Origin of the sequence: Parapedobacter flavus (assembly GCF_035818675.1) — a bacterium.
Lineage (GTDB): Bacteria > Bacteroidota > Bacteroidia > Sphingobacteriales > Sphingobacteriaceae > Parapedobacter > Parapedobacter flavus.
This window is the reverse complement of record NZ_JAYKZZ010000017.1, coordinates 14,114-33,783: the sequence shown is the minus strand read 5'-3', so window position 1 is coordinate 33,783 and position 19,670 is coordinate 14,114. Positions and strand designations below refer to the sequence as shown.

Annotated in this window: 16 protein-coding genes and 1 tRNA gene; 10 read left to right on the top strand and 7 right to left on the bottom strand. The window is 50.6% G+C overall.

Annotated elements, in window-relative coordinates; translation table 11 throughout:
- Nucleotides 1-136: 136 nt before the first annotated feature.
- Nucleotides 137-224, bottom strand: a tRNA-Ser gene (locus U9S71_RS14515).
- Between the two features lie 72 nt (nt 225-296).
- Nucleotides 297-1,688 carry an arginine decarboxylase gene (locus U9S71_RS14510; protein WP_326328234.1) on the bottom strand — a complete coding sequence of 464 codons (1,392 nt, stop codon included), beginning with the start codon at nt 1,686-1,688 and terminating at the stop codon, nt 297-299.
- Between the two features lie 211 nt (nt 1,689-1,899).
- On the opposite strand from U9S71_RS14510, the gene argS reads away from it, so the two are divergent.
- The 8 genes from argS (at nt 1,900) to U9S71_RS14470 (ending at nt 13,095) form a co-directional block, all read left to right on the top strand.
- Complete coding sequence (gene argS / locus U9S71_RS14505) at nt 1,900-3,684, top strand: arginine--tRNA ligase (protein ID WP_326328233.1); 1,785 nt, start codon at nt 1,900-1,902, stop codon at nt 3,682-3,684.
- Nucleotides 3,685-3,699: 15 nt separating this feature from the next.
- Nucleotides 3,700-4,758 (top strand): oxidoreductase, encoded by a 1,059-nt coding sequence (locus U9S71_RS14500; protein ID WP_326328232.1) that lies wholly within the window; start codon nt 3,700-3,702, stop codon nt 4,756-4,758.
- A gap of 118 nt (nt 4,759-4,876) precedes the next feature.
- Nucleotides 4,877-6,025: a BaiN/RdsA family NAD(P)/FAD-dependent oxidoreductase gene (locus U9S71_RS14495; protein WP_436410333.1), complete on the top strand. Its 1,149-nt coding sequence runs from the start codon at nt 4,877-4,879 to the stop codon at nt 6,023-6,025.
- Between the two features lie 420 nt (nt 6,026-6,445).
- Nucleotides 6,446-8,026 carry a replicative DNA helicase gene (gene dnaB / locus U9S71_RS14490; protein ID WP_326328230.1) on the top strand — a complete coding sequence of 527 codons (1,581 nt, stop codon included), beginning with the start codon at nt 6,446-6,448 and terminating at the stop codon, nt 8,024-8,026.
- 56 nt (nt 8,027-8,082) lie between these two features.
- A complete protein-coding gene (locus U9S71_RS14485; protein ID WP_326328229.1) occupies nt 8,083-10,353 on the top strand; it encodes an ATP-dependent helicase in 2,271 nt (756 codons plus the stop codon).
- Nucleotides 10,354-10,381: 28 nt separating this feature from the next.
- The gene (locus tag U9S71_RS14480) at nt 10,382-11,038 is read left to right on the top strand and encodes a DUF4290 domain-containing protein (RefSeq protein WP_326328460.1); all 657 of its coding nucleotides are present in this window, start codon (nt 10,382-10,384) and stop codon (nt 11,036-11,038) included.
- Complete coding sequence (gene murA, locus U9S71_RS14475; protein WP_326328228.1) at nt 11,035-12,360, top strand: UDP-N-acetylglucosamine 1-carboxyvinyltransferase; 1,326 nt, start codon at nt 11,035-11,037, stop codon at nt 12,358-12,360. The genes U9S71_RS14480 and murA overlap by 4 nt, the downstream gene beginning before the upstream one ends.
- Before the next feature lie 102 nt (nt 12,361-12,462).
- Nucleotides 12,463-13,095 (top strand): YceI family protein, encoded by a 633-nt coding sequence (locus U9S71_RS14470; protein WP_326328227.1) that lies wholly within the window; start codon nt 12,463-12,465, stop codon nt 13,093-13,095.
- 59 nt (nt 13,096-13,154) lie between these two features.
- Here U9S71_RS14470 and U9S71_RS14465 read toward each other — a convergent pair whose 3' ends face one another.
- The 5 genes from U9S71_RS14465 to U9S71_RS14445 form a co-directional block, all read right to left on the bottom strand.
- On the bottom strand, nt 13,155-14,516 hold the full coding sequence (locus U9S71_RS14465; protein WP_326328226.1) for a pyridoxal-phosphate dependent enzyme: 1,362 nt from the start codon (nt 14,514-14,516) through the stop codon (nt 13,155-13,157).
- A 19-nt stretch (nt 14,517-14,535) separates the two neighbouring features.
- The gene (locus U9S71_RS14460) at nt 14,536-15,357 is read right to left on the bottom strand and encodes an AMP nucleosidase (RefSeq protein ID WP_326328225.1); all 822 of its coding nucleotides are present in this window, start codon (nt 15,355-15,357) and stop codon (nt 14,536-14,538) included.
- 103 nt (nt 15,358-15,460) lie between these two features.
- Nucleotides 15,461-16,702: an ATP-dependent Clp protease ATP-binding subunit ClpX gene (gene clpX, locus U9S71_RS14455; protein WP_326328224.1), complete on the bottom strand. Its 1,242-nt coding sequence runs from the start codon at nt 16,700-16,702 to the stop codon at nt 15,461-15,463.
- A gap of 2 nt (nt 16,703-16,704) precedes the next feature.
- Nucleotides 16,705-17,400 (bottom strand): ATP-dependent Clp protease proteolytic subunit, encoded by a 696-nt coding sequence (locus U9S71_RS14450; RefSeq protein WP_326328223.1) that lies wholly within the window; start codon nt 17,398-17,400, stop codon nt 16,705-16,707.
- Nucleotides 17,401-17,578: 178 nt separating this feature from the next.
- Nucleotides 17,579-18,034, bottom strand: coding sequence for a type I restriction enzyme HsdR N-terminal domain-containing protein (locus tag U9S71_RS14445; protein WP_326328222.1), 456 nt, complete (start codon nt 18,032-18,034; stop codon nt 17,579-17,581).
- A 57-nt stretch (nt 18,035-18,091) separates the two neighbouring features.
- Between U9S71_RS14445 and holA the strand changes: the two genes are divergently transcribed.
- Nucleotides 18,092-19,096 carry a DNA polymerase III subunit delta gene (holA, locus tag U9S71_RS14440; RefSeq protein ID WP_326328221.1) on the top strand — a complete coding sequence of 335 codons (1,005 nt, stop codon included), beginning with the start codon at nt 18,092-18,094 and terminating at the stop codon, nt 19,094-19,096.
- A gap of 11 nt (nt 19,097-19,107) precedes the next feature.
- Nucleotides 19,108-19,665: a hypothetical protein gene (locus tag U9S71_RS14435; RefSeq protein ID WP_326328220.1), complete on the top strand. Its 558-nt coding sequence runs from the start codon at nt 19,108-19,110 to the stop codon at nt 19,663-19,665.
- The last annotated feature ends 5 nt before the right edge of the window (nt 19,666-19,670 follow it).

The window sequence follows — 19,670 nt, the reverse complement described above, 5'->3', positions numbered from 1 at the left end:
CTTGTAGGGGAGGCTTCACCAAAATGAAGCCATTCGCTACGCTCATTCCTTTTTCTGTTTAACCGGCCTCGCTCAAGCGCGCTTGGCTCGCCTGTTTAAACAGAAAAACCCGGCTATTGCCGGGCTTCATTTTGGGTGGCGGAGAGGGCGGGATTCGAACCCGCGGTACCGTTAAGTACACACGCTTTCCAAGCGTGCTCGATCGACCACTCTGACACCTCTCCGAGTGGGTTGCAAAAGTAAGCGTTTATTTCAGTATTACAAACGTAAATATAAAGATGGCGAGGCTCGGTAAACTATTGGTATCCCAGCAGCCGTAGCACCTGCTTGCTGTTCTGCTCCTCACCGAATACCTCGAAATTGAATGTCTCGTCGCGGTTGCGCCGGATCAATACATGCTTGGGCGACGGGAGCAGGCAATGGTGTATACCCCCGTAACCGCTAAGTACCTCCTGGTAAGCGCCGGTGTGGAAAAAGCCCAGGTATTGTAACTTCCGCGTCTTGGGCATAAACACACTGTTTAAATGTGCTTCCTGACTGTAATAATCTTGGCCGTCGCAAGTGATCCCACCCAGGTTTACCCGCTCATATTCTGCATCCCAGTTGTTGATGGGCACCAAAATGTACTTTTGGTTGAGTGCCCATACATCGGGCAGGTTAGTGATGAAAGACCCGTCGAGCATCAGCCACTTTTCACGGTCGTTCTGCTGCTTGCGGCCAATCACCTTGTAGAGGATGCCTGAGGCCTCGGCCACCGTGTATTTGCCAAACTCGGTGATGATGTCCGGCTCCATCACTTCATGTACCGCACAGATCTGCTTGATGCGGTTAACGATTTCGTTGACCATATATTCGTAGTCGAAATCATGTACCAGCGAATCCTTAAAGGGCATGCCGCCCCCGATATCCAGCGTGTCGAGGTCGGGGTTGATCTTCTTGAACTTGCAGTAAAGTGTTACGTATTTTTCCAATTCATTCCAATAATACGGCGTATCGGAAATGCCCGAATTGATAAAAAAGTGCAGCAGCTTGACCTTGAAATTCGGATTGGGAACGACTTTATTGTTGTAGAAGTCGAGGATGTCTTCCAACCGTATCCCTAAGCGCGATGTATAAAAAGGCGAATCCGGCTGCTCCTCCGCCGCTATGCGGATACCTAAATTACAAGGCTCCTCCAACTCCACTTCGTCATCGTAGATATTGAATTCCTCCTTATTATCTAGTACCGGGATGATGTTCTTGAAACCGTCATGCAACATATCCAGGATATATTGCTTGTACTGATAGGTCTTGAAGCCGTTGCAGATAACGGTGATGTCTTTGTTCACTATGCCTTTCTTCTCCAATGCATCGATCATCGGCATATCGAAGGCTGATGACGTTTCCAAGTGGATGTCATTTTTCAGCGCTTCTTCGACAACATGTCTGAAGTGCGAACTTTTCGTGCAATAACAATATTTGTAGGAACCCCGGTAGTTGTGTTTCAGGATCGCCGTTTGGAAAAGTATCTTTGCTTGCTGTATCTTTTTGCTGATGATGGGAAGATAGGTGAACCTTAGTGGCGTACCGTATGTCTCGATCATCTCCATAAGGTTGAGGTCGTGGAAGAATAATTCGTCATCGATGATTTCAAACCCATCCTGTGGAAAGCTCACACTGAGGTCAAGAAATTCCTGATAGCTCTGCATCTCTTTATTGTATTTTTTTTAATTCTAACAACATATTTCGCATCAGCCGCTGAAGCGAATTAGACGAACATCCGTTTGCAAATAATACGGGGTTTGTCTAGTTTTGGCAAAGATATGTTTTCGGTACGAATACGTCGCTAAAAAATAGTTATCTATTGTAAAAATGTGATTCACGGTACCTGAGCTAAGGAATTAATGCTTAAATACTTACATGAGTAACACGATAGAACAACAACTCATTTACTACACCAAACAGGCCATCAATGAATTATATGGGGCCGATTTACCCGAACACCAGATAGCCATACAGGAAACACGGAAGGAGTTTGAAGGGCAACTTACCATCGTTGTTTTCCCCATGACACGATTTTCTAAAAAGTCGCCAGAAGCCACTGGAAATGATATCGGATCCTACTTACTGGAGCAACTACCGCAGCTTACCGCATTCAATACCATCAAAGGGTTCCTGAACCTGAGCTTGTCTGACGCGTACTGGACCTCCTTGTTTACAACAGCGATTATACATGGAAAGTTTGGTCGGTTTCCCTCCAATGGCCGGAAACTCATGGTGGAATACTCCTCGCCAAACACCAACAAGCCCCTGCACTTGGGCCATATACGCAACAATCTCCTAGGTTATTCGGTAGCCTCCATCTTACAAGCGTATGGCTATGACGTCATCAAGTCCAATCTGGTGAACGATCGGGGTATCCATATCTGTAAATCCATGCTAGCCTGGCAACGGTGGGGAAATGGCGAAACGCCCGAAGCGAGTGGCCTTAAAGGTGACCACCTCGTGGGTAAGTATTACGTGCTTTTCGACAAAGCCTACAAACAGGAAATCGACGAGCTGAAGGCACAAGGATATACAGAAGAAGAAGCTAAAAAGCAAGCACCCATTATCCGCGAAGCGCAGCAAATGCTGCAACGTTGGGAATTGGGCGATGAAACGGTGATCGGGCTCTGGAAAACGATGAACGGCTGGGTCTATTCCGGCTTCGACCAAACGTACACTCGACTCGGTGTGGACTTTGATAAGTACTATTACGAATCGGACACGTACCTTCTCGGCAAGGACATCATTAATGAAGGGTTAGAAAAAGGGGTGTTTTTCCGTAAGGAAGATAACTCGGTATGGATAGACCTTACAGACGATGGGTTGGATGAAAAGTTGGTGTTGCGCGGCGATGGTACCTCGGTGTATATCACGCAGGATATGGGGACCGCACAGCTGAAGTATGACGACTTCGGCATGGACCAGTCCATCTATGTGGTGGGTAACGAGCAGGATTATCATTTCAAGGTACTTTTCCATATTTTGGAAAAGCTGGGTAAACCATGGGCAAAAGGTCTGTTTCATCTGTCATATGGGATGGTCGACCTGCCTTCGGGCAAGATGAAATCGCGTGAGGGTACGGTAGTGGATGCTGATGATCTGATGGACGAGATGACGGCGACTGCCAAACAGCGCACAGAGGAGCTCGGCAAGACCGAAGGACTGGCCGAACCCGAAAAGGCGCAGTTGTATGACATCATCGGCATGGGCGCGCTCAAATACTTCCTCTTGAAGGTGGAACCCAAAAAGCGCTTGCTCTTCGACCCCAATGAATCAATCGATTTCCAGGGGCATACCGGGCCGTTTATCCAGTATACGCATGCCCGTATCCAGTCGGTACTCGCCAAAGGAGACTATCACATGCAGCATGCCATGGTAACACCAGCCACCCTGTCGGCAAGCGAACGTGATCTGATTCAGCTGCTCGGCAATTATCCTGCTACCATTGCATCGGCAGCCAGTGGATTCAGTCCAGCACACATAGCCAACTACGGGTATGAAGTGGCTAAACAATATAACAAATTCTATCACGAGGAGACCATCCTCAAGGCAACAGATGAAACCGTTCGGAATTTCAGGTTGCATCTCTCGGCGGCCACGGCGCGCATCATTGCCGACAGTATGCGGCTGTTGGGCGTTGAGGTGCCAGATCGCATGTAAAACATAATTAACCGTATGGATAAGGTAATCAATGTAGGGCTGATCGGCTTTGGCGCCGCCGGCCAGGTGTTCCACGCCCCCGTTATCACATCAGTGGCCGGTTTGCGCTTGCACCGCGTCACTGCCCGAAAGCCGGAACAACAGGCGTTGCTGCGGCAACGGTACCCTCACGCCATACCGGTTGCAAACGCGGAGGCGATCATCCAAGCCGATGACATCGATTTGGTCGTGGTGGCCACCTCCAACGACGTGCACCACCCCTTAGCCAAAGCGGCGCTGCTCGCCGGCAAGCATGTGGTGGTCGAAAAGCCGTTTACCAACACATCGGCACAGGCCGATGAACTCATCACGTTGGCACAGCAGCAAAGCCGATTGCTCACCGTGCACCACAATGCGCGTTGGAACAGTGATTACCTGACGGTCAAGAAAGTGATCGAAAGCGGGCGGTTGGGCAGGCTGGTCGCTTTCGAAGCACGGTATGACCGGTTCCGTAATACGCTTAAGGAAAATGCGTGGCGCGAGGAAGATCTGCCTGGATCAGGTATCCTCTACGACCTGGGCGCACATCTTATCGACCAGTCCATCGTCCTGTTCGGTCTGCCGCAGGCGGTCAATGCGGATTTGCGTAAGCAGCGGACCGGCGCCCAAGCAGTGGACGATTTTGAGCTGATCCTCCATTATCCGCGGTTAAAGGTGTCGCTCAAAGGTGCCATGCTCGTGAAAGAACCGTCGCCAAGGTATGCCCTGTATGGAACGGATGGTGCGTTCGTTAAATATGGGGTCGATCCGCAGGAAGCAGCGCTCAAAGCGGGGAAGTCGCCCAAGGATGATCTTCATTGGGGAAAGGAGCCCGAAGAAATATGGGGCAAACTGAATGTGCTTGAAAACGGCCAGGACCACATTGGTTACCTTCCCAGCGAGCGGGGGAACTATCCGGCGTTTTACCGGAACGTGTACGAAGCAATTACCAGGCAAAGTGAATTGCAGGTGAAACCGGAACAGGCACGGGACGTGATCCGGGTGATTGAACGGGCCGAGCAAAGCTGGGCCGAAAAACGCACGTTAGACTTCTGATAACAGATAACAGACAATAGATAACAGACAACAGATAACTGACAATAGACATTTGGCTAACGACATACAACATACCAAGTACGACGCCATCATCATCGGGGGCGGGGCATGTGGCCTCATGTGTGCCGTCCAAGCCGGTGCGCGTGGCAGGCGTACGTTGGTTTTGGAACGCAACGATCGACCGGGAGCCAAAATCCTGATTTCGGGCGGTGGCCGCTGTAATTACACCAACCTTCATACGTCAGTGGAAAATTTCGTGTCGGCAGAACCGGAATTCGCCCGCACGGTGTTTGCGCAATGGACGGTGGCAGACACCGTGGGGTTCTTCGAACAACACGGCATCAGAGGCAAGGAGAAAACCTTGGGCCAGCTGTTTCCGACCAGTGATAAGGCAACCGATGTTGTGCGTGTTTTAGTTGACTTGATGCAGCGGTATGCGCAAGAAATGCTATTGAATAGCAACGTGATTGCTGTCGATCGATTGGCCGATAATCTTTTCGAAATAACGTACGAGCGGGATGGTGGCGTGCAGCGGGTACGTGCGCCGTCTGTGGTACTTGCCAGTGGCGGATTGCCCGTTGCGAAGCTCGGTGCCAGTGACTTAGCACTCCGTATTGCCCGCCAGTTCGGCATGGAGGTCACGCCCACCGCGCCGGCACTCGTCCCGCTGGCCATCACCGGTAAAGATGCCGACTGGTTCTCGGCACTCTCGGGCAACAGCGTGTATTGCCGCGTGTCTAATGAGCGAGCAACCTTTGAAGAGAACATCCTCTTCACCCATTGGGGGCTCAGCGGTCCGGCCATACTGCAGCTATCTTCGTATTGGCGGCCCGGAGAGACCATCATGATCGACCTGCTGCCCGGCCGTTCGATCGAACAGCTCATCAAGTCCGAACGCCAGGCAGGTGGGGCACTGCTGGTGCGGCAGCTTTTGGGCGATTTCTATTCGCGTAGGCTGGTAGAATCACTCGGTAAATTCCTTCCCATCGATACCAAGATAGCCTCACTCAGTAAGGTCGATGCGAAGCGTATTGCGACAACTATTCACCGGTTCACGGTAAGGCCAGCAGGAGATAAAGGGTATGACAGGGCCGAGGTGATGCGGGGTGGTGTGGCTACCCATGAATTGGTACCGCAGACCTTGGAGGCAAAGCGTGTCAAAGGCGTGTATTTCGGCGGGGAGGGAGTAGACATGACCGGGTGGTTGGGCGGTTACAATTTCCAGTGGGCATGGGCCAGCGGCTATGTGATTGCACAGGCGATTTGAGGTAATCGGTTGGTACTCATTTGTTCTCTACATGAACCCATTCAAAAGGCGTTTCAATGGCCTGGTTTTTGGTGCATTAACAACGCGTAAAGTTATTAACAAAATCATATCACGTTGTTTATCAAGGTGCGTTGGTTTTTATTAACATGTTTTGCACAATTGATGTTAATAAGTTATATTGCTAATTGTACTTGTTTCAAGCGTAAGCACATTAAAAAAAGAAGTTGTGAAAAGGCTGTTTAGAACTTGTGAAAAAGGGGGTCGTTAATTTCCCTAGTTTTGTTACGCTGTTTAAATGCTCGGTCGGGATTTGAAAGGGTTGGATTTTCGTCAGCCCTTATTGGCAGCCGGTAATAAACCACGAAGTCGGTACGATATATATTGAGATAAATTGGTATAAAATATTGTTTGTAAATAAAGATGACAAACCAGAATGAACATACATCCAATCCAACAGGTGCTTCAGGCCGGGGCTCGTTTGCCGAGCGCCGTACACGGTTGAATAATTTGGTGAGCGGATTGGGGAAGCTGCCGCCGCAGGCCGGCGATTTGGAAGAGGCCGTGCTAGGGGCACTCATGCTGGAAAAAGACGCACTCAGCGAAGTCATTGATATCCTCAAGCCCGAAACGTTTTATGTAGAGGCGCACCAGAAGATTTTTGAGGCCATCTACAACCTGTTCCAGAAATCATCACCCATTGATTTGCTTACGGTCACTGCCGAGCTGCGCAAAATGGGAGCGTTGGAATTGGTCGGGGGGGCGTATTATATCACGCAACTTACAGACCGGGTTGTTTCGGCTGCAAATATCGAATACCACGCCCGTATCATCTCCCAGAAGTACATCCAGCGTGAACTGATTAAGATATCGACCGAAATCATCAATAACGCATACGAAGACACCACCGATATCTTCGACCTGTTGGACCATGCGGAGAAAAGCTTATTTGATATTGCCCAGAACAACCTCCGTCGTGATACGCGCAAGATGGACGACATCATGCGCGAGGCTGTGGAGGCGCTGGAGACCCTGCGCGACCGTACCGATGGCTTAACCGGCGTGCCGTCGGGTTTCACCGAGCTAGACCGGATGACATCGGGTTGGCAGCCTTCGGATCTGGTGATTGTGGCTGCCCGGCCAGCTATGGGGAAGACCGCTTTCGTGTTGAGCTGCGCACGCAATGCGGCGGTAGACCACGACAAGCCCGTTGCGGTTTTCTCTCTCGAAATGTCTTCAGTTCAATTGGTTAACCGGCTGATATCAGGCGAGACCGAAATTGAACAGGAAAAGATCCGTAAAGGCAATTTGGCCGACCATGAGTGGACGCAGCTCCATTCGCGTATCGACCGCCTTACCCAGGCGACCTTGTTGATTGATGATACACCTGCACTTAACATTTTCGAGTTCCGGGCGAAATGCAGGCGGTTGAAAGCCCAGTACGATATCCAGATGGTCATTGTGGATTACCTGCAGCTGATGCATGGTAAGAATGATGGCAAGGGGGGTAACCGCGAACAGGAGATCGGTAGCATCTCCCGGTCGCTCAAGTCGGTAGCCAAAGAATTGAATATTCCCGTTATCGCCCTGTCGCAGCTTAGCCGTGCGGTGGAAAGCCGCCCGGGGGGCAGCAAACGGCCCATGTTGTCCGACCTGCGGGAGTCGGGTTCCATCGAACAGGATGCCGACATGGTGTTGTTTCTTTACCGGCCCGAATACTACGGCCTCACCGAAGACGAAGCGGGGCGGCCCACGGCCGGCGTCGGTGAGATCATCATTGCCAAGCACCGGAATGGTGAAACCGGAACGGTACAGCTCCGCTTTGTCGGCAAATATGTTAAATTTACCGATTTGGAGGATGATTTTTCATTTGGCGGCGGACCGGCTTTCGGTGAACAGGATTCATTTTCGGCGGGCATAGCGCCCTCAGCATCATTCGATCAACCAGGTAGCATCACGCGGCAATCGCGCATGAACGACATGAACGACGATTCGCCTTTTTAGCCTGAAATTTCATATCTTTACACCGCAATCGAGAAAGATATTTACATACACGGACTTTGGATTATTTAGCTGGATTAAACCCTTCGCAACGGGCTGCCGTAGAACAAACCGAAGGGCCTGTGATGATCGTTGCGGGTGCAGGCTCGGGGAAAACTCGGGTAATCACCTATCGCGTGGCTCACTTGGTCCGAAACGGCGTGGACCCGTTCCATATTTTAGTACTTACTTTTACCAACAAAGCGGCGAAAGAGATGCGTCAGCGTATCATGAGCGTGGTGGGCAACGAGGCCAAAAATATTTGGATGGGCACCTTCCACTCCGTGTTTGCAAAGATACTTCGCGTCGAGGCCGAGCACATCGGTTACCCGCGCAATTTTACCATCTACGATACAGATGATAGCAAAAGTCTCATCAGGACTATCCTGAAAGAGATGCAACTGGACGATAAGCTGTATAATGCGAATTTTGTCTACAACCGGATCTCGTCCGCCAAAAACAACCTCATTTCGGCCCAGGAGTACAACAGCAACGAACAGCTCCAGGCCGACGACTTTTCCAACGGCCGTGGCCAGATGGGGCAGGTCTACCTCACGTACGCCCAGCGCTGTTATAAAGCGGGGGCTATGGATTTTGACGATCTCTTGTTTAAAACCAACGTGCTTTTCCGCGAATACCCCGATGTGCTCCACAAATACCAGCATAAATTTAAATACCTGATGGTGGATGAGTATCAGGATACCAACTTCTCGCAATACCTCATCGTGCGTAAGCTGGCTGCCATCAACGAGAACATCTGTGTAGTGGGCGACGATGCGCAGAGCATCTATGCGTTCCGCGGAGCCAACATCCAGAACATTCTCAACTTTGAGAAGGACTACCCGGATCTGAAGGTCTTTAAGCTGGAGCAGAACTACCGCTCCACCCAGAATATCGTGAATGCGGCCAACAGCATCATTGCTAATAACAAAAACCAGTTGCAGAAGCATGTGTTTTCTGAAAACGAAACCGGAGAAAAGATCAAGGTGCACCGGGCATTCAGTGATAATGAGGAAGGGAAGATCGTAGCGGAGGCGATTGCACAAGAGCGGGCCCTGCACGGCGGAAACTACCGTGATTTCGCCATCCTGTACCGCACCAATGCACAGTCGCGCGCGATGGAAGAAGCCTTTCGGAAAATCAATATCCCCTATAAAATCTATGGTGGCACCTCCTTTTACCAGCGTAAGGAAATCAAAGATTTGATCGCATATTTCCGGCTGACATTTAATCCGAACGACGAGGAGGCCATCAAACGCGTAATCAATTACCCCCGGCGGGGTATCGGCGATACAACGGTGGATCGCATCCGCGTGGCGGCCGACCAGCGCCAAACGACGCTGTGGGAAGTCATCAGCAACGCCGCCACCCACCTCGATGGACGCAGTGCCGGCGCCGTGGGTGCATTTGCTGCAATGATACAGGGGTTTCAAGTGGAGGCCAAGAAACATCCCGCGTATGATGCTGCCATGCACATCGCCCAGCAGTCGGGTATATTGAAAGACCTCTATGCCGACAAATCGGTAGAAGGCCTCAGCCGCTACGAAAATATACAAGAATTGCTCAACGGCATCAAAGAGTTCAGTGAGCGTGAGGATATTGAGGATCGGGGGCTCGACGTCTTCATGCAGGATGTGGCTTTGCTTACCAACGATGACAACGATAAAGATCCAAACGCGGATACGGTATCGTTGATGACCATCCACTCGTCGAAAGGGCTGGAGTTCCCCCATGTGTTTATTGTGGGGCTAGAGGAAAACCTGTTCCCCTCGCAACTGTCGCTCAACTCCCGCAGTGACCTCGAGGAAGAACGGCGACTCTTCTATGTGGCCGTTACCCGCGCGGAGAAGAAGCTTACGCTCAGCTATGCGACTTCCAGGTACCGCTGGGGCACGCTCAATAATTGCGAGCCGAGCCGGTTTCTTGATGAGCTGAATCCCGCCTACCTTGAGCTCGATTTTAAACCGCGGCCCGTTCCTGAAAGTGGCGCATCGTTTGCCGGCGAGCGGTCGGCATGGAGCGAGCGCGATGTATTCACGAAACCGAAGCCGAAAGTGACGCCTAAAACGCGGACATTATTACCCAAGGCGCACAACCCTACGCCGGGGTTTACACCATCAGACACGAGCAACCTTCAGGTTGGCATGGAAGTAGAGCATGAGCGCTTCGGCTTCGGAAAGGTGATACAGGTTGAAGGCAACAAAAACGATGTGAAAGCAACTATTTTCTTCAAAGAATTGGGACAGAAACAATTGTTGCTTAAATTTGCGAAATTGCGAATCGTGGGATAAGCGAAATAAGAACGAAAGAACTATGGAGATGAATTTTGATTACAATAGCACGCGGCCGAAGCTGATCTTGGCGGAATATGGCCGTAATGTGCAAAATATGGTGGATTATATCTGTGCATTACCTACCAAGGAAGAGCGCAATAGCTATGCCCAGGTCATCATTGATATGATGGGGTTCCTCAATCCCCACCTCCGCGATGTGGCCGATTTCAAGCATAAGCTGTGGGACCACCTGCATATCATATCCGATTTTAAAATCGATGTGGATTCGCCATACCCTATACCTGATCAGGATTCGATCCATCCTAAGCCCGAGCTGCTCAACTATCCGCAGCACCGCATCAGGTACAAGCATTATGGCCACACCGTCGAGGACATGATCGAGCGGGCCAGGATAATCAACGACCCTGAAAAGAAGCAGAGCATGACGCTGTCCATCGCCAATTTCATGAAAATGGCTTACCTTACCTGGAATAAGGATTCGGTATCCGACGAGTTCATCATTGCCGATCTCCGCGAACTTTCGGGTGGCGAACTGAAGCTGTCGCCGGATGTGACCCTGACAAAGCTCGACTTCAAGAGCCCGCCTCCGGGAAGCCGTACGAAAGGCGGGAGCACCCCGCAAAACGGTGGTAACGGGAAGAGTAATAAAAAGCTGCCGCAAAAGAAAAAGAGGAAGTATTGAACGCATTCGAAATACACGGTGGTAAGTCGCTGAAGGGGGAGATCATTCCCCAAGGGGCCAAGAATGAGGCTCTCCAGATTCTCTCGGCGGTATTGCTTACCGAAGAAACGATGACCATTAGTAACATCCCCGATATAAAGGATGTGAATAAGCTCATCGAGCTGCTGACCGATTTGGGTGTTGAGGTGAAGCGACTAAGTAAAGACACCTACACCTTCCGTGCAAAGGATATCAACCTCGATTATTTCAAATCAACGGAATTCAAAGCCAAAGGCAGCGGGCTACGCGGGTCGATCATGATTGTAGGACCGTTGCTGGCGCGGTTCGGCCAAGCGGCCATTCCCAAACCGGGAGGCGATAAAATTGGGCGCCGTCGGCTCGATACCCACTTTCTGGGGTTTGAAAAATTGGGCGCCCGGTTTCATTATGATGCCGACACCCATTTCTTCAATGTTGATGCCACCAACCTTACCGGCACGTATATCCTCATGGAGGAAGCTTCGGTAACGGGAACAGCCAATATCGTCATGGCCGCCGTGTTAGCAAAAGGTACAACTACGATCTATAACGCCGCATGCGAGCCTTACCTCCAGCAACTGTGTAAGATGCTGAACCGCATGGGTGCAAGCATCGCCGGCATCGGTTCGAACCTGTTAACCATCGAAGGGGTGGATAGGCTGGGGGGTACCGATCACCGCATGTTGCCCGATATGATCGAGGTCGGATCTTTTATCGGATTGGCCGCAATGACGGGTTCGGAGCTGACCATAAAGGATGTGCATTTCGACGAACTGGGTGTCATTCCGGCGGTGTTTTCCAAACTGGGTATCCAATTTGAGCGCCGGGGGGACGATATTTACATACCTGCACAAAGCAACTACGAGATCGATACGTTTATCGATGGCTCCATCCTGACGGTTTCGGATGCACCTTGGCCCGGATTCACGCCCGATTTGCTCAGTATTGTGCTCGTAATTGCTACACAGGCCAAAGGCAATGTGTTGATTCACCAGAAGATGTTCGAGAGCCGACTGTTTTTTGTCGACAAGCTTATTGATATGGGGGCACAGATCATTCTCTGCGATCCGCACCGGGCCACTGTGATCGGGCTCAACCACGCGTTCAAGCTGCGCGGTATCGAAATGACATCGCCCGATATACGCGCGGGGGTTTCGCTGTTGATTGCAGCACTTTCGGCGCAAGGGAAATCCGTTATACATAACATCGAGCAGATCGAACGTGGCTATCAAGATATCGAGCGGCGGTTGCAGGCATTGGGTGCCGATATCAAGCGTATTGAGGCAGACCCTAAACTTCACTGAAAACATTTTTGACCGGCGCTTGTTAATTCGCCTATATACTGGATAGAACGTGCACCTTGTATATTAATGTTTAACCATATAATTACCAATCATCAGAAAATCATGGAAAAAGTAGTATTAACAATGGTAGCGGGCGCATTGCTGCTCACATCATGCGTAAGCAACCCCGAAGGAAAACGAGCGGAGACGTCGGAAAATGTGGAAGAAGCGGCACACTCGCATACCGCCAACCAACTGGCTGTAGACACGGCACAGTCCACGGTGCAGTGGACAGGCAGGAAGGTAAGCGGTGAGCACCACGGCGATGTCCAGGTTAAGTCGGGTACGCTGACGGTAGAGGAAAATAAGTTGGTAGGTGGCAGTTTTATTATCGACCTCACCACCATTACCAACCACGATCTGGAGGGTGAATACAAAGGTAAGCTGGAAGGGCACCTGAAATCCGCTGATTTCTTCGACGTGGATAACCATCCCGAGGCGAATTTCGAAATCACCAACGTGGAAGAAGGTGCTGAGGCTGGCCATGTTGTGATTTCCGGCAACCTAACCATCCGTGGGGTTACCAAGAACATCACATTCGATGCACAGGTTCACGAAGCAAGTGCTAGCGCGGTGAAGGCAACGGCCGATTTCAATATCGCCCGTGAAGACTGGGGCGTTAACTATGCCGGCCAGGCAGACGACCTCATCAGTAAAGAAATCAATTTCAAAGTGACACTTGTTGCCGGTGCGTAAGTATTAGGTGCAATCGATCTAGATTAAAGCCCGTCTCGTTTCAACCGAGACGGGTTTTTTTATCCGGAAATCGCATTGATGATATCGTATTGTGTGATGATGGTGATCTTGCCGTATTCATCTTCTACCAATACAGCCTGGTTGTCTTTGTGGATGAGCGACGAGATCTTATCGATGGAAGTGCGTAGATCGACAAAGGGGAATGGGGCGGTACAGATTTCCATGACCTCAGCCGATTTCAGTGTCGGGTTGTCGAGCAACGCATTCAGGATGTCTGATTCGGTGACCTTTCCGATGATCATTCCCTGTTGGGTTACCGGTATTTGTGAGATGTTGAGCGTTTTCATGCTGTTGAACGTCTCGATGACCGTTTGTTCTACATCGGCCATAATGAGCGGCACGTCACCCCGCTTCTTGAGGATGGTCTGCGCCGTTAGTTTTTCATCTTCCAGGAATCCGCGCTCACGCAACCAGTCTTCGTTGTACATCTTACCCATATAGCGCGACCCATGGTCGTGCAGGATAACCACTACTACGGAATCATCGTTGAGCTGATCGCCCAGCTGGAGCAGTCCGGCTACGGCAGCCCCCGCCGAATTACCCGCGAAGATGCCTTCTTTACGCGCTAAGTCGCGCGTCATCAATGCCGCATCTTTGTCGGTTACTTTCTCGAAGTAGTCAATCACGTCAAATGCAACATTTTTAGGAAGGAAATCTTCACCGATGCCTTCGGTGATGTACGGGTATATCTCGTTCTTGTCAAAAATACCGGTTTCCTTGTATTTTTTGAATACCGATCCGTAGGAGTCGATACCCCATACAAGGATATCGGGTTTTTTCTTTTTGAGGTATTTACCCGCCCCGCTGATGGTTCCGCCGGTACCTACGCCGGCAACCAGGTGGGTAATTTTACCTTCGGTCTGTTCCCATATTTCCGGCCCCGTTTGCTCGTAATGCGCCTGCGTATTAGAGAGGTTGTCGTACTGGTTAGCTTTCCACGAGTTGGGGATCTCGCGTTCCAGTCGGCTAGATACCGAATAATAGGAGCGGGGGTCTTCGGGGTCTACGTTGGTAGGGCATACGATGACCTCTGCGCCGAATGCCCGCAGGGCATCAATCTTTTCCTTCGATTGCTTGTCTGTTGTGGTGAAAATACAGCGGTAGCCTTTGATTACCGCCGCCATGGCCAGGCCCATGCCGGTATTGCCCGATGTGCCTTCGATGATGGTGCCACCCGGTTTGAGCAGTCCCGCCGCTTCGGCATCTTCGATCATCTTTACCGCCATGCGGTCTTTGATGGAGTTGCCGGGGTTGGTCGTTTCTATTTTAACCAGTATGGTGCCCTTTAACCTGCTGGTAATGCGGTTGAGTTTCACCATAGGCGTATTGCCTATGGTCTCCAGTATATTGTTGTGCCACATGGTTTCTAGGTTATTGAGATTAAAACTTCAGATGCTTTACGGTCAATCCGTTGTTGATGAGCTGACGGAGGGATTCGATACCGATGGTAAGGTGGGTTTCCACGAATTGGGCGGTAACGTTCGAGTCGCTTTCAGCCGTTTTAATCCCCTCGGGTATCATCGGCTGATCCGATACCAGCAGCAGTGCCCCAGTTGGTATTTTGTTCGCAAAACCTACCGAAAAGATGGTAGCGGTCTCCATATCGACCAACATGGCGCGGATGCTCTTGAGGTACTTCTTGAAATCTTTATCGTGTTCCCACACCCGCCTGTTGGTGGTATAGACGGTGCCCGTCCAATAATCAAGGGCATGGTCGCGTATGGTCGTTGAGATGGCTTTCTGCAGTGCAAAGGCGGGTAGCGCCGGTACTTCGGGCGGGAAATAGTCGTTGGAGGTGCCCTCACCACGGATGGCTGCGATGGGAAGCACCAGATCGCCAATCTTATTTTTCTTTTTCAACCCGCCGGCCTTGCCCAAGAACAGTACCGCTTTCGGCGATATGGCCGACAGCAGGTCCATGATGGTAGCCGCCATGGGGCTGCCCATCCCGAAATTGATGATGGTAATGCCCTCGGCCGTTACACTTTGCATCGGCTTATCCAACCCCAAGATGGGGGCATTGTCATGCATTTCGGAAAAGAGCTTTAGGTAGTTAGAAAAGTTCGTTAGCAGGATGTAATCCCCGAATTCGTCTAATGGGCGGTTGGTATAACGCGGCAGCCAATTATTTACAATTTCTCCTTTACTTTTCAGGCCCGGTTTGATGGGCGTTTCTGCGGGATTATTCTTCTTTTTTGCCATAGCCTAAAAATAAACTGCATCGCCCGTCTGTTAACCGAAAGAGAAAGGCACAACCACGTGGGTTGAAAATCCCCCCGACTTTGTATCGGGGGGGGGACAAACGTTATGCTGCTTTCAGCTTCTTCAAATCGGACTTCTCGAATTTATGTTTGGCGTATTCGAGCGATATATACAGTGTTTTCTGTTCGCCTTTGTCTGAGGGGATTTCGAACATAGCATCCAGCATGATGGCTTCGCAAATGGACCGGAGCCCCCGTGCGCCAAGCTTGAACTCATTGGCCTTATCTACGATGAACTGGTAAACATCATCGTCGAACTTCAACTCTACGTCCTCATATTCAAACAATTTCTGATATTGCTTGATCAGTGCATTTTTCGGTTCGGTAAGGATATTCAATAATGTCTCTTTATCCAACGGGTTGAGGTAAGTAAGTACCGGCAACCGGCCAATCAGCTCGGGGATGAGGCCGTAACTTTTCAGGTCTTGTGGGGTGATGTACTTCAGCAGGTTATTTAAATCCACTTCCACCTCATCCTGATTTACCTTATATCCGATGGTTTGGGTACGCAATCGGTTGGCAATCTTCTTCTGGATGCCATCAAATGCCCCGCCGCACATGAATAGGATGTTGTTGGTATTCACGGCAATCATCTTTTGGTCGGGATGTTTACGTCCTCCCTGTGGCGGTACATTCACGATGGTTCCTTCCAAGATTTTCAACAAGGCTTGCTGCACTCCTTCACCAGATACATCACGTGTAATCGATGGGTTATCGCTTTTGCGGGCAATTTTATCGATTTCGTCGATATAAATAATCCCCCGTTCGGCAGCGGCCACGTCGTAATCTGCCGCTTGCAAGAGCCGGGTGAGAATGCTTTCCACATCTTCGCCTACATATCCCGCTTCCGTTAATACAGTAGCGTCGCATATGCAAAACGGCACATTTAGAATTTTGGCGATGGTTTTAGCGAGCAACGTCTTGCCAGTACCCGTTTCGCCCACCATGATGATGTTGGATTTTTCGAGCTCAATCTCGTCCTTGTCGGTCTTTTGGTTCAGCCGTTTATAATGATTATATACGGCTACAGCCATCACCCGCTTGGCATCATCCTGCCCAATGACGTATTGATCGAGGTGCTCCTTGATTTCAATCGGGCGTATAAGCTTCAATGTAGTTTGGAGCGCCTTGCTCTTGCGGAGGTTCATCTCCTCGGTCAATATTTCACCGGCCTGGGCAATGCAACGGTCACAGATATGCGCACCATCGCCCGCGATGAGCATCAGTGCGTCCTGCTTCCGTATGCCACAGAACGAGCAAGTCACTTCCTTTGTGTTTTTAGCCATGGTTATTTTCCTTTTTTGGACGCCAGCACTTCATCCACCATGCCGTGCTCTTTGGCTTCTTCAGCAATCATCCAATAATCACGATCTGACGATTTTTCTACCCATTCGTAGCTTTTTCCAGCGTGGTGCGCGATGATATCGTAAAGTTCCTTTTTGATTTTCAGCATTTCGCGGAGGTTAATCTCCATGTCGGCAGCCACACCCTGCGCGCCGCCAGAAGGCTGGTGTATCATCACCCGCGAGTGGGTCAATGCTGCGCGTTTTCCTTTGGCACCGGCACATAGCAACACTGCTGCCATCGATGCAGCCATACCGGTGCAGATGGTGGCCACATCCGGAGTGATATACTGCATGGTATCGTAGATTCCCAAGCCGGCATATACGCTGCCCCCGGGAGAGTTTATGTAAATCTGGATGTCGCGTTGCGCATCGGCAGATTGCAGGAACAGCAGCTGCGCCTGGATGATATTGGCCACCTGGTCGCCTACAGGGTCGCCCATAAAAATGATGCGATCCATCATCAACCGCGAAAACACATCCATCTGGGCAACGTTCATTTGCCGTTCTTCGATGATGTAGGGGGTGAGCGATGTAGGCATTTTGCGTTCCACGCGACCGATGAAGCCGTCTACGTGTTGGCTACCGATCCGATGGTGCTTGATGGCGTATTTTCTGAATTCGTTTTTGTCGATACTCATGGTTTCTGTTCTATTATCTTGCTAAGATAGGTGATTCTGTCCAATTATTAAATAGCCATTTGGCTATTTATCTTTGGGCAAACATCGCGCCACCGGGCCATGGTGCGGCTTCCCTGCCAAAATGCCGGGTAACCGAGCTGTCACCCTGTCGGTATCCATTCGGCAGAATGACGGTGCGTCACGACCGGTAGTCGGGCAAATCGGCAAGGAATTCGAAGCGACCCTCATCGAAATGGATGCGGCAATAGAAGTGTTGCAGCCCATTGCTTACCAAGAGGAGCGGCACGCGGTGTACCATGTTGTATCGTGCAATCTGTTCGAACGTAGCTTGGGTAATCTTTACGGCCGGCGCTTTGAATTCTGCCAGTAAAATTTTGTTTCCCTGGGTGTCATACACCATCAAGTCGCTACGCCGCGGCATGTTGTTGAGTGTCAGTCCGCCTTCTAATTTGATGAGCGACCGGGGGTATCGCTTCGCATGGATAAGGTGATTTACCCAGTGCTGGCGGACCCACTCTTCGGGGGTAAGCACCAGTTGTTTCTTCCGCAATTCATCAAATATGAGTAGCTTCGTGCCGTCCCGCTGGATGTCGGCCGGATACGTTGGCAAATTGAGGGGTATGGGGGTAAACATCTTGCAAAAGTAGGGTTTAAATGTGTAATTTGGCAACGCGAAAGGCGGTAGTGAAAAATGGATACCAATAAAATCATTTCCGATATCAAGAGCAAGAAGCTCCTGCCGGTTTACCTCTTGCATGGAGAGGAGCCCTATGCCATCGATTTGGTGAGCGATTGCATCGAAACGCAGGTGCTCGACGAGGCGCAGCGCGGGTTCGACCAAACCGTGTTGTATGGTAAGGATACCGACTTTACCACGATGGTGAGTGCCGCACGGCGGTACCCCATGATGAGTGATTACCAGGTAATCATTGTCAAGGAGGCGCAAAACCTGAAATGGAAGGAAGACGAATTGCTGGTCGCGTATCTTGAGAACCCGATGAAGAGCACGGTACTCGTGCTGGCTTACAAGCATGCCAAATTCGATAAGCGGCGTAAGGTTTATAAAGCTGCCCAAAAAGCAGGGATCGTACTGGAATCGCCAAAGCTATACGACGATAAAGTAGCACCCTGGATCAACACCTTTGTGAAGGATAGGGGCTGGCGCATCCATCCGCAGGCCGCGGCCATGATGGCGGAGTACCTCGGTGCCGACCTGTCTAAAGTGGTCAACGAGCTCGAAAAGCTCATGCTCAACGTGCCCAAGGAACAGGAAATCTCCGTTCAAGACATCGAACGTAATATCGGCATCAGCAAAGATTTCAATGTGTTCGAGCTCACCACAGCGCTGGCGAAGCGCGATGTTGCCAAAGCTTTCCGTATTGTCGACTACTTTGCCGCCAATCCACGCAGCAACCCCATGCCGGTGGTATTGGGAGCAATGGGTGGCTATTTTACCAAAGTGTTGAAATATCATTACTTGACGGATAGGTCGCCTCAATCGTTGTCGCGTGAGCTGGGTGTACACCCTTTTTTTACGCGGGAGTACGACATCGCTGCCCGTACGTTCAACCGGCGCAAAACATTCGATATTATGGCCCATTTGCGCGAGTGCGACCTGAAATCAAAGGGCTTGAACGCGGTTAACCTGGAACAAGGCGATTTACTGAAAGAACTGGTTTATAAAATACTCTATTGACAAAAAACACGATGAATAAAAATACGCTGCTACTCGTATGCCTGGTGTGCTGCACCTGTTTTTCTACCCATGCACAGCGCCGGGGCACTTATACGCTTCTACAGGCAGGCGGCATTTTCGGTATGGCCACTTCGGCCGATCAATCGGTGATGCATGGCTATCAATTCCAGTTTGCATTCGGCCGTAATTTTTACGACCGGATGTACCTCGGCTTGGGTATCGGCAATGATGTGTATCGGGGGCGAGCAACGTTGGCCGATGGCAGTCGGTCTACCCGCCGTGTCAATACGTTGCCCATATTCGCCGATTTCAGGGTACCGGTTGCGCAGGTATCAGCGCTAGGCAAGTTTGGCCTACTGGCCAATGCGGGCTATGCGCCCAGCATCGGTGCAGACTTCTTCAAGGGGTTTATGGGCAAAGCCGGTATCACGTATGGCCATATGCTGGTAGGCGGCTCGGATCTGTTGTTCAGCACAGGGTATGGCTTCCAACAGTTCGACTCTCGTTTTTCCGGCAGTAGTTTCTACCAGCACAATATCTTTTTAACGGTGGGGCTGTTCGTGCATTAAGCACG

Coding starts and splice junctions, on each gene's coding strand:
- U9S71_RS14470 (WP_326328227.1), top strand. CDS start 12,463: ATGGAAAAAGTAGTATTAACAATGGTAGCGGGCGCATTGCTGCTCACA.
- U9S71_RS14465 (WP_326328226.1), bottom strand. CDS start 14,516: ATGTGGCACAACAATATACTGGAGACCATAGGCAATACGCCTATGGTG.
- holA (WP_326328221.1), top strand. CDS start 18,092: ATGGATACCAATAAAATCATTTCCGATATCAAGAGCAAGAAGCTCCTG.
- dnaB (WP_326328230.1), top strand. CDS start 6,446: ATGACAAACCAGAATGAACATACATCCAATCCAACAGGTGCTTCAGGC.
- U9S71_RS14445 (WP_326328222.1), bottom strand. CDS start 18,034: ATGTTTACCCCCATACCCCTCAATTTGCCAACGTATCCGGCCGACATC.
- U9S71_RS14480 (WP_326328460.1), top strand. CDS start 10,382: ATGAATTTTGATTACAATAGCACGCGGCCGAAGCTGATCTTGGCGGAA.
- U9S71_RS14495 (WP_436410333.1), top strand. CDS start 4,877: ATGTGTGCCGTCCAAGCCGGTGCGCGTGGCAGGCGTACGTTGGTTTTG.
- argS (WP_326328233.1), top strand. CDS start 1,900: ATGAGTAACACGATAGAACAACAACTCATTTACTACACCAAACAGGCC.
- U9S71_RS14460 (WP_326328225.1), bottom strand. CDS start 15,357: ATGGCAAAAAAGAAGAATAATCCCGCAGAAACGCCCATCAAACCGGGC.
- U9S71_RS14450 (WP_326328223.1), bottom strand. CDS start 17,400: ATGAGTATCGACAAAAACGAATTCAGAAAATACGCCATCAAGCACCAT.
- U9S71_RS14435 (WP_326328220.1), top strand. CDS start 19,108: ATGAATAAAAATACGCTGCTACTCGTATGCCTGGTGTGCTGCACCTGT.
- clpX (WP_326328224.1), bottom strand. CDS start 16,702: ATGGCTAAAAACACAAAGGAAGTGACTTGCTCGTTCTGTGGCATACGG.
- U9S71_RS14500 (WP_326328232.1), top strand. CDS start 3,700: ATGGATAAGGTAATCAATGTAGGGCTGATCGGCTTTGGCGCCGCCGGC.
- U9S71_RS14510 (WP_326328234.1), bottom strand. CDS start 1,688: ATGCAGAGCTATCAGGAATTTCTTGACCTCAGTGTGAGCTTTCCACAG.